The sequence below is a fragment of the Flavobacterium aestivum genome, assembly GCF_026870175.2.
In the GTDB taxonomy this organism is placed as follows: domain Bacteria; phylum Bacteroidota; class Bacteroidia; order Flavobacteriales; family Flavobacteriaceae; genus Flavobacterium; species Flavobacterium aestivum.
Genome location: NZ_CP113977.2, coordinates 2184367 through 2198763, shown reverse-complemented (window position 1 = coordinate 2198763; position 14397 = coordinate 2184367). Strand labels below are relative to the sequence as shown.

Annotated in this window: 11 protein-coding genes; 3 read left to right on the top strand and 8 right to left on the bottom strand. The window is 33.7% G+C overall.

The features are described 5' to 3' along the window. Positions 1-137 precede the first annotated feature (137 nt). Together OZP08_RS09520 and OZP08_RS09515 are read left to right on the top strand one after the other, a co-directional pair. On the top strand, positions 138-1106 hold the full coding sequence (locus OZP08_RS09520) for a TerC family protein (protein ID WP_268845862.1): 969 nt from the start codon (positions 138-140) through the stop codon (positions 1104-1106). A 168-nt stretch (positions 1107-1274) separates the two neighbouring features. Beyond that, the gene (locus OZP08_RS09515) at positions 1275-2945 is read left to right on the top strand and encodes a T9SS type A sorting domain-containing protein (RefSeq protein ID WP_281323566.1); all 1671 of its coding nucleotides are present in this window, start codon (positions 1275-1277) and stop codon (positions 2943-2945) included. A 70-nt stretch (positions 2946-3015) separates the two neighbouring features. On the opposite strand, the gene OZP08_RS09510 is transcribed toward OZP08_RS09515, so the two are convergent. The 6 genes from OZP08_RS09510 to OZP08_RS09485 all read right to left on the bottom strand — a co-directional run bounded on the left by OZP08_RS09510 (position 3016) and on the right by OZP08_RS09485 (position 11291). After that, on the bottom strand, positions 3016-3549 hold the full coding sequence (locus OZP08_RS09510) for a hypothetical protein (RefSeq protein WP_281323565.1): 534 nt from the start codon (positions 3547-3549) through the stop codon (positions 3016-3018). A gap of 205 nt (positions 3550-3754) precedes the next feature. Next, positions 3755-4963, bottom strand: coding sequence for an alpha/beta hydrolase family protein (locus OZP08_RS09505; RefSeq protein WP_281323564.1), 1209 nt, complete (start codon positions 4961-4963; stop codon positions 3755-3757). Between the two features lie 248 nt (positions 4964-5211). Then, positions 5212-8664, bottom strand: coding sequence for a methylmalonyl-CoA mutase family protein (locus OZP08_RS09500; protein ID WP_281323563.1), 3453 nt, complete (start codon positions 8662-8664; stop codon positions 5212-5214). A 385-nt stretch (positions 8665-9049) separates the two neighbouring features. After that, a complete protein-coding gene (locus OZP08_RS09495; RefSeq protein WP_268849396.1) occupies positions 9050-9430 on the bottom strand; it encodes a YciI family protein in 381 nt (126 codons plus the stop codon). A 28-nt stretch (positions 9431-9458) separates the two neighbouring features. Next, a complete protein-coding gene (locus tag OZP08_RS09490; protein WP_281323562.1) occupies positions 9459-10502 on the bottom strand; it encodes a methyltransferase in 1044 nt (347 codons plus the stop codon). A gap of 132 nt (positions 10503-10634) precedes the next feature. After that, on the bottom strand, positions 10635-11291 hold the full coding sequence (locus OZP08_RS09485) for a VOC family protein (RefSeq protein ID WP_268849393.1): 657 nt from the start codon (positions 11289-11291) through the stop codon (positions 10635-10637). A gap of 233 nt (positions 11292-11524) precedes the next feature. On the opposite strand from OZP08_RS09485, the gene OZP08_RS09480 reads away from it, so the two are divergent. Next, entirely contained in the window at positions 11525-12247 is a 723-nt protein-coding gene (locus OZP08_RS09480) for a DUF4197 domain-containing protein (RefSeq protein ID WP_268849392.1), read from the top strand. A gap of 440 nt (positions 12248-12687) precedes the next feature. On the opposite strand, the gene OZP08_RS09475 is transcribed toward OZP08_RS09480, so the two are convergent. Together OZP08_RS09475 and OZP08_RS09470 are read right to left on the bottom strand one after the other, a co-directional pair. Further along, the gene (locus OZP08_RS09475) at positions 12688-13473 is read right to left on the bottom strand and encodes an alpha/beta fold hydrolase (protein WP_281323561.1); all 786 of its coding nucleotides are present in this window, start codon (positions 13471-13473) and stop codon (positions 12688-12690) included. 122 nt (positions 13474-13595) lie between these two features. Further along, positions 13596-14390, bottom strand: coding sequence for an ABC transporter substrate-binding protein (locus tag OZP08_RS09470; RefSeq protein WP_268849390.1), 795 nt, complete (start codon positions 14388-14390; stop codon positions 13596-13598). Positions 14391-14397: the final 7 nt, after the last annotated feature.

Below are 14397 nucleotides of genomic sequence, written 5' to 3'. Positions count from 1 at the left end.
TTTTTTTTAAAATAGTGCCTTCTTAATTGAGGGCACTATTTTTTTTTATAAAATAAACTACACCAACTTTATCTTGATATAGTATAAATTTAAAAATCAAGAAGTACATTTGTAAGAACCTAAAAAACAGAAAACGCATGGTGGTTTGGATCGCATTTCTCGTATTAATAACTCTAATTTTGGCTTTAGATTTAGGTGTTTTCAATAAAACACCCCATGTTATCAGCACTAAAGAAGCTAGTAAATGGACTGCAATCTGGGTAACTATATCCATGTTATTCTCCGGAGTGGTCTATTGGCTATACACTACCGATTATGTATTAAATCCAAATCAATTGAAACCTTCTGTTGCGGCAATGAAATTCATAACAGGTTATCTAATTGAATTATCATTGAGTATCGACAATATTTTTGTAATCGCCTTAATTTTTGCATCATTCAAAATACCTAAAAAATACCAACACCGTGTTTTGTTTTGGGGAATATTAGGTGCGATAATCTTTCGTGGATTGATGATATATTTTGGGGTCTTATTAATCAACAAGTTTACATGGACCTCATACATCTTTGGAGCATTTTTATTATTCACAGCAATCAAAATGTTGTTTACCACCGAAGATGAAGAAGAATTTAATCCTAAAAATTCTTTGATTTATAAAATTTTAGGAAAGCTAATTCCGATCTCAACACATACTGAAAAAGAACATTTTTTCATTAAAACCGAAAAAGGAAATGCTGCGACACCGTTATTTGTTGCTTTAATTGTTATTGAAGTAATGGATGTAGTTTTTGCGATAGATAGCGTTCCAGCCATTTTAGCCATTACCTCAGATCCGTTTTTAGTATTTAGCTCTAATATTTTTGCCATCTTAGGATTAAGATCAATGTATTTCTTTCTAGCCAATATGCTGGAGAAATTTAGCCATTTGGAGTACAGCTTAATTGCTATTCTAAGTTTTGTGGGTATAAAAATGCTGTTACACGATTATATAGAAATCCCGGAATGGGCTTCACTAGCTTTTATTGCTTTGGCACTTATTATTGGTGTGATTGTTTCTTTACAAATTAGTAAAAAAGAAAAGGCTTCAGAAAAGGATGAGGTTTAGTTTTTTCTCTAAAATCAATAAGATAAACAGCGAATTTCTTTCTTAAGATAGAAAACTACTATAGTATTATCTAATTTATTTATAATACTTTTCTGTAAAATAACATCTTAATTGTAATGTTTTTCATTAATTTTGAGTGACTTAATTATAAATCACAAAAAAGCAACTATGAAAAAAATCACAATTATTCTCTTATTTATTCTGTTTTGTATCCCAAAATCATTTGGACAAACAGTATCCATTAATTCTTTGGTGGTAAACAATGTTTCTGCAAACAGTACTCAACCCATTAACATCCATCCCTCAGCAATTACAACTATTTCCTTAAGTACTCAAGTACTTTTTTCTGTTCCTCAAGGAAATAACGGAACTATTGATATTTATTACAGGAAAAATAATAATTCTCCAGTTATTACAGCAAACGGCGGTTCTGGAGGATATCTACTTTTTAATGGGGCAAATTCTGCAACAAGAAGTTTTGTTATAACATTAGATCCAGCACAATTTGATCCTAATGGAGGCTATATATATTCCGAATACAAAACTAGCACAGGCACAACTTATAAAAGTGCAAATATTCCAATTGTGAAAATAATCCCTGATACAAATATTCCACCAACTATTGACCCAAATTATGCAACACAAAGAGTTCCATATGGAGGCATACCTTTGCTTCCAAAATTTGTGGATTATTACGATATACAATCGCAAGAATGGGTTGATAGCGCTAATAACGTAGTTTTATCTGATAGAAATGGATGGATTCTATATCAAAGTGTTGTGATAAGACAAAGAACAACTTTTAAAAACGGAACCACAAAACTGGAACCACAACAAATGAATATTATAGTTTCAAAATTTTTACCAAATTACTCTAACCTATACGTAAACAACCAAATTAGCGGCGATCAGTATATTGCAACTGGACAAAATCCGGGAACAATAATTGGCAATCAAGCCACTGAAAGTCATTCAACTACACCCCGAGGAACGGTAAATAATTTAAATTATTACCAATGGCAAAGAAGAGAAGTATACCCTCTATTTTGGAACATTATTAATTACGGACTTGCAGTAAATGGCTGGCATGATATCCCAGGAGCAACACAAGCTAACTACACACCTCCTTCACCGTCTACAGGAATCGAATATAGACGATTAGTGTTAGAAGATCCATCTAATTCTTCTGAAAGCAGGAATTGCACTGCAAGTAATGTTGTCAGTGTCTTTCCAATAAGTAATTTGAATATTACAAATACGATTTGCTGTAATCAAACAGTATCAACAAATCCAGCTCCAATTCAAGGAGACAGAACTTCTGCTAGTTCAATTTATTATCAATGGCAAAGCTCAAATGACAATATTAACTGGTTCAATATTCTTTCTAATGCTGACAAAAAAGATTATGCCCCTCTTTATCCAAGTAATTTACGAATGAGCCCTCAAAATGTATATTACAGGAGAATTGTACAAGAATTTATAGCTAGTGCAAAATGCATATATTACATTAGTAATGTGGTAACAATAACTTATATAACTAGAACTAGAACTAGTAAAATAAGTAATACAAAAAGTGAAAAGACAGAACTAGCAAATAATAGTATGACAATCTATCCTAATCCGAGTTCCTCAATTATAACCATCGATGGTATAAATAATATATCTTCATTTAAAGTAAAAGTTATCGACTTGGCAGGAAAGACAGTTATATCTAAAGAGCCTAATCAATCCAATAATGAATTGTTACAATTGGATATTTCAATGCTACCAAATGGTATCTACACAGTAGAACTTGAAAACGAATTTGACAAATTCACAAAAAAAATAATTAAGAATTAGCTTTTTAAAATATTGAATAAAAAAAGGAAATCTCTCGATTTCCTTTTTTTTATGCTTATTAAGTAATTTATTAAAAATCGATTTTTTGAACTTGATTTTCATCAATATTTAAAGCTTTTACAACAGCTTGATAATTATTCTTATCGATTGCTTTAGAGAAATATCCCGGGATAATTACAATTCTAAAAGTTTGATTATTTATCAAATCAGGGGTCAATCCTAAATTATAAGTTCCTCCCGCGTATATAGTAAAATCCTCTTTACTAAAATCAAAATCATAATCTAACTCTCCTTGTGGTAAAAAAAGCGTTCTTGGAATTGATTGCCACACTGGTGTATTTGAATCAATTAAATCCGATAAACGGTAAATTAAAATTTGATCTGCGTCTAATATTTTAGGGACTAATTTTTGATAAATAAAATAACCTTTATCAGGAACATCCATAGGATCATTTACAAAACTAATATTTTTCAGTTCAAAAACTTCAGCAATCAACCCATCTTTACCATCATAACCCGGAGGTCCTGGAGGTCCTTCTGGCCCTGTGCATCCCTGAAAAGCGAACATTCCGATAACCGCCAAAAGTGTAATTATTTTTTTCATAATAAATTTAATTTTTAAGTTCTACAAAGGTATTCCAAAAATCAAGCCAAATCTCTAGAATCATTCAAAAAATTATGTATTTAATTTAAATTTTATGATAAAAACCATAAAATCAGTAACTAATTTTTAATACTCACATAGAAGAAACACCAACAACAATCTGTAAATCAAATACATAAAAACAATCCAAGACCAATATCTTTTTTTAATTTATTTCGATACTATGAATAACTTTTTCAAGTTCCTTGCAGTAAGCCAATTTATCATTTTGAAAATTTCTTTTACTTTCTTGAGCTGCTCCATAAACCGAAGCATTAATCATAGAATACAATCTATCAACCATACTTTTAATTGCAACATCATTACTTTTCATCTTCTTCTCTTTCAACCTTTTTAATTCTGTTTTCCAAAATTTAAAGTCGTTCTCACTTTTCGCCACTTTCAATTCATTATCCAATTGATCTAAAAATAGACTAGTAGTTTTATTTTCCAGAGCTATTATTTCACCTCTTACTCTTATTTGACTCTTATATTCTTTGCCGTTTTTTATTGCTTCAATAATCGATTTTATCTCGCTATCCTTTTTATTACCATAAATTTCATTGCATCTTTCATATTCATCAACGGCCGAAATCAATTCATTTTTCCCTTTTAAGCTATCGGCAATTTTTAAATTCTCATCATAGATTCTCTTAATGGTACTTTCGTTAGACTTTCGGATATTCTTTTTAAAAGCCTGTATTTCTAACCAATCAAAAGCCCGAAGCATTTGTTTCTGTGAAGGCCAAGCATGCTCTTGATGATCAACAAATAGAGTATTTTTTACCATCATTACATCTAACCATTCTTTATTTCCAATCATCTCCTGATAATTCATATCCCTGTCTCCCACTATCCCCACATAGGAAAAAGTACCTTCCTGCAAAGCAAACTTATCTAACTCATTAAAAGAAGCTCCACATGCAATTACTCCTTCAAAAGCTGTTGAAGACACAGCAATACCACTCACTAATCTTGCTCCACCAGAAAAACCTGAAATATAAAGTTGCGAAGGATTCAAATTGAACTCCGTTGACACACTATCAAACAATCTACCTGCTATCTCCAGATTGACATCAACTGGTCCATTTTTTGAATTATTAGAACATACCAAAATATAATTGTAGGTTTCCGCAGCCAAAACAAAAGGTTCTATTCCTATTTTTCCTCTTGCATCAGGATCGAAAATAAAAACTATTGCCGAAGGCACTTCTTTGACATATTGCTTTGGCAAATAAACCGCATAGGATTCGTTCAGTGTATTGGCAATCTTGACTGAGTCAATGATTACCCCTTTTGGAAACGATTGTTTTTCTTGGGAATAACCCCAAATGCTATTTAAAAATATAAAAAGGCATAAAAAGGTATTTTTCATCTGTTGATGTTTGTTATTTTAATTAATCATGTGAATTGCTTCGCCAGAAAGAAGTTCGCTAAGTTATAGAAAATAGTCTAAATCCGAAAAATGCTAAAAAACACAATCGTTTCAAATAAAGATTCTACCAAATATTTACAAGACCATTTATCTATAAACCAAAAACACATTGAGTTAACAATTAAGCCTACTCAATGTGTTTTTTATATTTGAGAAAAAATCAAAATATTCTACTAACAAATAGAATATTACATATTTCTTCTGTACTGCCCTCCTACTTCAAACAAAGCTTCGGTGATTTGACCCAAAGAGCAAACTTTTGTAGCTTCCATCAAGTGTTCGAATAAGTTTTCACCTTTGATAGCAGCTTCCTGAAGCGTATTCAAATGATCTTTTACCAAAACTGCATGACATTGATGCAAATTATCTAACATAGTAATTTGATATTGTTTTTCTTCTTCGGTAGCACGAATTACCTCTGCTGGTATCACCGTTGGTGAACCTTTAGAACTCAAGAATGTATTTACTCCTACAATTGGGAACTCTCCTGTGTGTTTCAAGGTTTCATAATACAAACTTTCTTCCTGAATTTTAGAACGTTGGTACATGGTTTCCATTGCCCCAAGCACACCGCCACGCTCTGTTATTCTGTCAAATTCCTGTAGTACGGCTTCTTCTACCAAGTCTGTCAATTCTTCAATTATAAATGATCCCTGGATAGGATTTTCATTTTTAGCCAAACCTAGTTCTTTATTGATAATCATCTGGATTGCCATTGCTCTACGAACTGACTCTTCTGTTGGTGTGGTAATAGCTTCATCGTAAGCATTGGTATGCAATGAATTACAGTTATCATAAATAGCATACAAGGCTTGTAACGTTGTACGAATATCATTGAAATCAATTTCCTGAGCGTGTAACGAACGTCCAGAAGTTTGAATATGGTATTTCAGCATTTGGGCTCTCTCATTGGCACCATATTTATTTTTCATGGCTTTTGCCCAAATTTTACGTGCCACACGACCAATTACGGCATATTCCGGATCGACACCATTCGAGAAGAAGAATGATAAATTTGGTCCAAAGTCATTGATGTCCATACCTCGGCTCAAATAATATTCTACGTATGTAAAACCATTTGAAAGCGTAAAAGCCAATTGTGTAATTGGATTAGCTCCTGCCTCTGCAATATGGTAACCTGATATAGATACCGAATAAAAGTTTCTTACGTTTTTGGCAATAAAATATTCCTGAACGTCTCCCATTAATCGCAAAGCGAATTCTGTTGAGAAAATACAGGTGTTTTGAGCCTGATCTTCTTTTAAGATATCGGCTTGAACTGTCCCACGAACTTGTGAAAGTGTTTTTTCTTTAATTTCATTATACACTTCCAAAGGCAATACCTGATCTCCGGTTACTCCTAAAAGGAATAATCCCAAACCATTATTCCCTTCTGGTAAATCACCTTGATAATGCGGGCGCTCTACTCCTTTTTGCTTGTAGATTTTGTTTATTTTATCAGTAACCTCATCTTCAAGGTTATTTTCTTTTATATAATATTCGCATTGCTGATCGATAGCTGCATTCATAAAGAACCCAAGCAACATAGGTGCTGGTCCGTTAATCGTCATACTTACCGATGTCATGGCATGTACTAAATCGAAACCAGAATACAGTTTTTTAGCATCATCCAAACAGCAAATAGATACTCCAGCGTTTCCGATTTTTCCGTAAATATCAGGACGAATATGCGGATCGTTTCCGTATAAAGTCACACTATCAAAAGCGGTAGAAAGCCTTTTTGCCGGCAATCCCGCACTCACATAATGAAAACGTTTATTGGTTCTTTCCGGTCCACCTTCTCCGGCAAACATTCGAGACGGATCTTCTCCTTCACGCTTAAATGGATATAATCCTGAAGCAAAAGGAAATTCTCCCGGAACATTTTCCTGCAAACTCCAACGCAAAATATCACCCCAAGCCTTATACTTTGGCATTGCCACTTTTGGAATTTGTGTATGCGAAAGTGACTCCGTATGCGTAGCCATTTTTATTTCTTTGTGACGTACTTTAAAAGTGTACACAGGATCTTTATACTTATTGACTTTCTCGTCCCAATGCAAAATCATTTTCCAATTGTGAGGATCTAAGTCCATTTTTACTTTATCAAATTGATTCAGTAAAAGATTCAAAAAGATTTTATTCTCTGCTCCTCCTGGTTTTTCAACCTCTAGAGCAGTTGGCAATACTGAATCTTCATCAATTCCTGCTTTATTGATTACTGGAATTTTCCCGGAAACACTTTCTATAGTTTTGTATACTCCATACAATTTTTGAGCTACTAGTTCTTGGCTCAAAGCTGTGGCATCGTATTTTCTGTTGTTTTCAGCAATCTCAGATAAGTAACGTGTTCTATGTGGCGGAATAACAAAAACCTTCTCGCTCATTTCACGTGTGATTTGGAAAGTCGATTTTAGATCAGATTCTGTTTTTTCAACAATTTTATCCATTATGGATTTGTACAGGGTATTCATCCCAGGATCGTTGAATTGTGACGCTATCGTTCCAAAAACCGGCATCTCATCCGGATTTACATCCCAAAGATTATGATTGCGTTGGTATTGTTTTTTTACATCACGAATAGCATCTAGAGCTCCACGTTTGTCAAATTTATTTAAGGCTACCAAATCAGCAAAATCAAGCATGTCGATTTTTTCTAATTGAGTTGCAGCTCCAAATTCTGGTGTCATTACATATAAAGAAACATCAGAATGATCCATAATCTCAGTATCTGACTGCCCTATCCCTGATGTTTCAAGGATTATGATGTCATATTTTGCCGCTTTTAAAACTTGAATTGCATCGGCTACATATTTTGACAATGCCAAATTAGACTGACGTGTTGCCAACGAACGCATATACACTCTAGGATTGTTTATAGCATTCATACGAATTCTATCTCCTAATAATGCTCCTCCTGTTTTACGTTTGGATGGATCAACAGAAATTAATCCGATTGTTTTTTCTGGGAAATCAATTAAAAAACGACGTACTAATTCGTCTACCAATGATGATTTTCCTGCTCCACCTGTTCCTGTAATTCCAAGTACTGGAATTTTTGAGGTTTCATTCTTGGCTATGATTTTATCAAAAAATGGTTTTGCTATTTCCGGAAAATTCTCGGCTGCCGAAATTAATCGTGCTATAGCCGTTGGTGTTTTATCTTCTATTAAATCTAGTTCATTCGTTAGTTTGTCTCCAATAGGAAAATCTGAACGTTGCACCAAATCATTGATCATTCCTTGAAGTCCCATTGCGCGTCCATCATCTGGCGCATAAATTCTTGTTATACCGTAAGCTTGCAATTCGGCTATTTCCGAAGGCAAGATTACACCTCCACCTCCACCAAAAATCTTGATATGGCCTGCTCCTTTTTCCTGAAGCAAATCATACATATATTTAAAGTATTCGTTGTGACCACCTTGATATGAAGTCATTGCAATTGCGTTTGCATCTTCTTGAATAGCGGTATTTACCACTTCTTCTACACTTCTATCATGTCCCAAATGGATTACCTCAACCCCTGTGGACTGAATAATTCTTCTCATTATATTGATTGCGGCATCGTGTCCATCAAAAAGTGATGCGGCAGTTACAATTCGGACTTTATTTACTGGTACGTACGGTTTAACTAATTCCATTTTGTGAATATGATAATTTAAGGGTGCAATTTACATAAATTTTAAAATAAAAATCATTAAAAATAACATAAAACACAAAATATGACAACATCGATTTTTATTAGGAAAACAAGCTTAGTTTTCAGAAAAAATCAGCTTTTACGAGTTCTAGCCCCGATAGTAACGAAAAGCCCGGAGCTTATAAAAGTATTTTTTCTTGCCCCTAAAAAGCGACTGAAAGAAGCTCTTTTTGGGGTTTAGAAAAAAACTTTTATCAGTGAGGACTTGTAGTGTATAGCGGGAACAGCTCCTAATACAATTTTGAACCAATGCAAAAAAACAAAACGGTTGTGTTCTCTTAGGCAACTCAACCGTTTTTATTTACAGAGACTTCAGTTCTAGTTACTCAGCTTTTGGGATATACAAATCCGGTTTCGGTTTCTTTGGTCTTTATGGGTCTTACTTCGATGCTTGCTGATGAGACATACTCAAATTCTGGATTATCTTTTGCTATTCGGATAGCTTCATCGATGTCACTTGCCAGAATATGATAATAGCCTACTTGCACTTCTGTATCTTTTTCGATGTTCTTTTCTTCCCACTCTTCATTCGTTTTTGAGATTACTACTCCTTCCCGAATTAGCGGCTGTGCTGCTATTAGCCTATTTTTGTTTTTTAAAATCCCAATATAGTCCTCACACTTTTTTATAAATGCAAGATGTTGCTCTGCAGTCAAAGAATTTTTGGCTTCTTTTTCGTTTCGGATGTAAAACATAAATTCTTTCATAAGACTAATCATTAGTTGTTAATCTAAATCATTTGTATGCAATTGCTGCACTTGCTGCACCTGTCAAAGGAACAATTGATGTCGATTTGAACCCCACACTTTTGGTCCATTTATTAAAGCTCGAAAAAGTATAATCAAAGCCTGTTCCGGTTTCTATCAGCATATTTAGACTCATCATCATTCCGAAAACATTTTTCTCTCTTTCATCATCTATTACATTCTCTATAGCCACAAATGCTCCGCCTTCCGGAAGGGCATCGTAGGCTTTTTGAAGGAGTAACATTTTCTTTGATTCGTCCCAATCGTGAAGAATATTTCCCATAACTACAACATCGGCTTTTGGGAACGGGTCAGCAAAGAAATCGCCACTTGCAATTACAATTCTATCTGAATATGGAGTTTTTGCTATTTTATCTTTTGCTATAGGCTCTACTGCCGGTAGATCAAAACTAATACATTTCATATGCGGCTGATACTTTGCTACCATCGTTGACAACACTGCTCCGCAACCACCAACATCTGTCAAGGTTTTGTATTTTGAAAAATCAAACTGTTGGGCAAATGCATTAAAATTTCCGTTTTGAATACTTCCCATCGCATTAATAAACTCCAATAACCGCTCAGGAGATTTATATAATTCGTCGAATAAATTATCATCACCTGCTTTGATTTCGTTTTGTGGCAAACCTGTAAGCAAACCGTCCTCGAGATTACCCCAAAATTGATACAAACGATTGTTCAGCATATCAAGCATTCCTCCTATATAAGCAGGTTTGTTTATATCCAGAAAAGTATCTGTATGAATACTATTAGAATACACCGCTGATTCTAAAAGTCCTTCCCGATCAAGAAATCCCAATCCTGTTAAAGCATCTAAAAAATCATACAAATGAATATCGGTACATTTCAGATTCAGCATGGTCTTTATTTGCTGAGCCGTCATTGACTTCTTTTCGGCTAGTTTAGTAAATAGTTTAAATCTTACTGCTGCCAGCAATAATTTCGAGGTCCAAAATCCAGAGCCAATTTGCATAATAGTAGCCGGTGATGGCTGATTGTCATGATTCTTCATTTTTAAACATTTTAAACTTTAAGCCTACTCTAGCTGGTTTTCGGCTACCCCCTATTGATTACTAGTATTCCTGTTTGAGATACTAAAAAAAAACGCTCAATTAGATAAAATTGAGCGTTATAAGTTATACTGTTATTCTGGAATTTCTAATACTTGTGTTTCTCCATCATTGCTAAATACTATTTTTGTCCAAAATGATTTTGATTTTTTATCGGTTGGATACCAATCCCGGTTTTCTTCTACAAGAATAAAAAGTCCTGTTACGGTACCCAAGACAATGAATTTATTTAGTTTAGGCTGTTTGGAATAAGACGTAAGTCCATATTTGTCGAATAGTTCATCGCATTGGGTAACTACATTTTTAGAAACCAGCCCTATCTCACTTACTGATTGAATTGATGAACCATCAAACGTTTTTTGGGTGGCGTTATCCAGATCATTTCGAGCTATGAATTCCAAAATATTTCCATTATTGTCATAGAAATAAAAAGACTTGGCATTCCAATTGTAGAAATCGGCAATCTTTTCGGGCGGAATTACATACATGATTTCAGTTTTCTTTTCGATCCAATCAAAGGCTTCATAGAGTTTGTTATTGGGCACATCAAACGCAAAATGATATACTGGTTTTACATTTATTGATGGTCGGAAAGTCAATTTTGTCGAACCTGCATTGAATGAAATTCCGGAATCCTCCTTACTTATTGTTTTCAATCCCAAAACTTCGTTATAGAAAACTTCTGTTTTATGAATATTATCCGACAACAACTCTAATTCAAGTATATCCATCTTCTTAAAATTACAATTATTTCACCTTCTACAAATCATTTTTTCCTCTTGATTTTTTTTCAAATCCCATCAATAAAAACACACAAATAACTACATTTCAATACATTACAAATATAACAAATAAACAAAAGTGATTATAACAAACGAAGCCTATCATTTTTTAGCATTTCATTGGGAAATTGCTCTTCATCAGTAAACATTGTTTACCTACTTTTGAAAAAAATTAAAATAAAATGAAAAAAGCTTTATTCTTACTCCTTATTGTACCGGCAATCAGTAATGCACAATTCAAAGATATATTGACCAAAGCAACCGAGAAAATCAATGCCGCCACAAAATCGAATAGCGGATTAGACATTGCTTCCGGACTAAAAGAAGCCCTAAACAAAGGTGTTACTGAACAAGTATCTAAACTAACTGCTACTGATGGTTTTTATAAAAATGCTGCCGTAAAAATCCTAATGCCGGAAGAACTAAGCAAAGTAGACAAAACTTTAAGAAAAATGGGATTGTCAAAATTAGCCGACGAAGGTGTTCTTGCTTTAAACCGTGCTGCCGAAGATGCTGTAAAAGAAGCCACACCTATATTTGTATCATCTATAAAAAATCTTACGATTACTGATGCAAAAAACATTTTGCTCGGAAATGAAAACGCAGCAACACTTTATCTACAATCTAGCACATCTGCCGCTTTGTATGCTAAGTTTAGTCCTGTTGTACAAAAATCTATTGGAAAAGTAGGAGCCGATGTTGTTTGGAACACTATAATTAAACAATACAACACTATCCCGTTTATATCTAAAGTAAATCCTGATCTGGTTGATTATACCACTAACAAAGCCTTAGATGGTGTTTTTAAAATGATTACGGTTGAAGAAAAAAACATCAGAACCAACTTAAATTCGAGAACTTCTGATCTATTGAGAAAAGTCTTTGCTCTACAGGATAAAAAATAAGATTACTATCAATTTATATTCAGCCAATATTACTCAGTAAAAAAGGAAAAATAAGGTCTTTGTAGAAAACCTTATTTTTCCTTTTTTTAATTGGACAAAGTAGTCAATTAAACACACGGATAAGAAAAATAATACAGGTAAATTATTACTATCTCCAAAATCCTAAATTTTTCTATATTTTTTTTAAGAATAAAAGACAAAATTATTTTACCTAAACGACTGTGACAAACAGTTAGTTATTGTCTTTTTGAAACAAAAAACTGACAATATGTTAAAAAACCAACACCAACCTTAACTTTTAAAAATTAAGTAATAACAATTCCTTAACAGCAAAACAGCGGTATTATGCTGATCTTTGCAGAGTAATAAACTGGTTATTTATTACTTTGGTTTTGGTTAGTTAATAAGAATGCCTGCATCTAAAAAGAGCAGGCATTTTTTTATTTGGTAGTATGTATAAAAGATAAGACAGCGGTATTAAAAGCATTGGGTTGCTCAACATTTACCACATGTCCGCAATTTTGAATCACAAATAGTTGTGATGATCTATAATGGCTTTCTACAACTTTACGAACAGAAGGCAAAAACATATAATCCTCTTCGCCCATAATATAAAGTGTTGGAATATCTAATTCGACTTGGCGAAACCATTTCAGCACCGGATTTATTTCGGCAGTTAGTTTAAACCACTTTATAAATTCCTTTTGATATAGTTTCTTGGCTTCATTTATAAAAAGTATACGGGATTGTTTGTGACTTTTTTTAGGCATTATCACAAATGCGAAAAACTTATACAAAACCAAATAAGGCAAAACATACTTAAAAGTGTTTCCCAAACGCATTAATATCTGGGAGCGGAAATTCATTTTTAAGATAGCTCCTCCAAGAATCATGCTTTGTACTCTATCTGGATACATTTCTGCCAATTGCCTGATGAGGATGGTCCCCAATGAAATCCCTACAAAATGTGATTTTTCGATTTTTAGATGATCCAAAACCTCCAGAATATCGTGGGCCAAAGCCGTAAAAGTATATTTTTGTTTGAAGGCCGTTTTCAAAGTCGTTTTGGATTCTCCATGACCTCTCAAATCCAACAACAAAATATTGTATTTACTTTTGAAATCCCTGATTTGTTTGAACCAAATAGATGAACTACCTCCAGCGCCATGCACAAATGTGACCCACTGATCGCTGTTCTCGTTCTTATATACTGTATAGTTAATCACTTATAGTTTTTTTTTGGAGGCAAATATAGTTCTTTTTCAGACTTATTATATCTGACAAATTACATTTTCTGACTTCATAGAGCACTGGACTTTCAAGATATTTTAGAGACTTACAATTCTCCTCAAATTCTACTATGCAAAAATTTAAAATAATCGAAAGCCTTAAGTAATCGACTTCCGTGCCAAGAGAACATTTCGCCATCTACCAAAATAGCTTGTGCGTTATTGGCAGATTTTACTATTTCATAACCGTCTTCGGCTTTAAACGGATACGGTTCTGAAGAAAGCAAAACCAAGTCTAAATCGCCTTTCTCATCTATTTTTTCGAGTTCAATTTCTGGATATCTTTCTTGGGAAGCAAAGTGGTTTTGAAAATGGTTCAGCTTTAGTAATTCATCTATAAAAGTTCCCGATCCAGCCACCATATAAGGCTTTTTCCATATAAAATAGGCGACTTTTTTTACTGGAGTATCCTTTATGAAATTTTTGAAATCGCTCAAGGCAAAAGCCAATTTGTCGTTCCATTTTCGGGCTTCAGTTCTTTGGTCAAAAATTTGTCCAAAGTCGGTTATCATCTGAAAGTTATCTTCAATCGTAGCAATATTAGTTACCCAAACGGTACAAATTTTACGCAGCTCTTCGACTATTTCCTGGGTATTCTCCTCTTTATTGCAAATGATAATGTCTGGTTCCAACAAACGAATTCTGTCGTAATGTACATTCTTTGTGCCGCCAACTATTTTTTTGGTTGATTTAAAATGATACGGATGCACACAAAACTTGGTTATCCCTACTATCCTATCTTCAAGTCCCAAATCATATAATAATTCGGTTTGGGAAGGTACAAGAGAAATGATTCGTTTAGGCGACGATTCAAAAGTATGAGAAGTGCCGATTTGGTCAATTAGAGTTTTCATAGTTTTA

Bases quoted from the DNA above. Each gene is read 5' to 3' on its own strand.
- OZP08_RS09520 (WP_268845862.1), top strand. From the start codon at position 138: ATGGTGGTTTGGATCGCATTTCTCGTATTAATAACTCTAATTTTGGCT.
- OZP08_RS09515 (WP_281323566.1), top strand. From the start codon at position 1,275: ATGAAAAAAATCACAATTATTCTCTTATTTATTCTGTTTTGTATCCCA.
- OZP08_RS09510 (WP_281323565.1), bottom strand. From the start codon at position 3,549: ATGAAAAAAATAATTACACTTTTGGCGGTTATCGGAATGTTCGCTTTT.
- OZP08_RS09505 (WP_281323564.1), bottom strand. From the start codon at position 4,963: ATGAAAAATACCTTTTTATGCCTTTTTATATTTTTAAATAGCATTTGG.
- OZP08_RS09500 (WP_281323563.1), bottom strand. From the start codon at position 8,664: ATGGAATTAGTTAAACCGTACGTACCAGTAAATAAAGTCCGAATTGTA.
- OZP08_RS09495 (WP_268849396.1), bottom strand. From the start codon at position 9,430: ATGAAAGAATTTATGTTTTACATCCGAAACGAAAAAGAAGCCAAAAAT.
- OZP08_RS09490 (WP_281323562.1), bottom strand. From the start codon at position 10,502: ATGAAGAATCATGACAATCAGCCATCACCGGCTACTATTATGCAAATT.
- OZP08_RS09485 (WP_268849393.1), bottom strand. From the start codon at position 11,291: ATGGATATACTTGAATTAGAGTTGTTGTCGGATAATATTCATAAAACA.
- OZP08_RS09480 (WP_268849392.1), top strand. From the start codon at position 11,525: ATGAAAAAAGCTTTATTCTTACTCCTTATTGTACCGGCAATCAGTAAT.
- OZP08_RS09470 (WP_268849390.1), bottom strand. From the start codon at position 14,390: ATGAAAACTCTAATTGACCAAATCGGCACTTCTCATACTTTTGAATCG.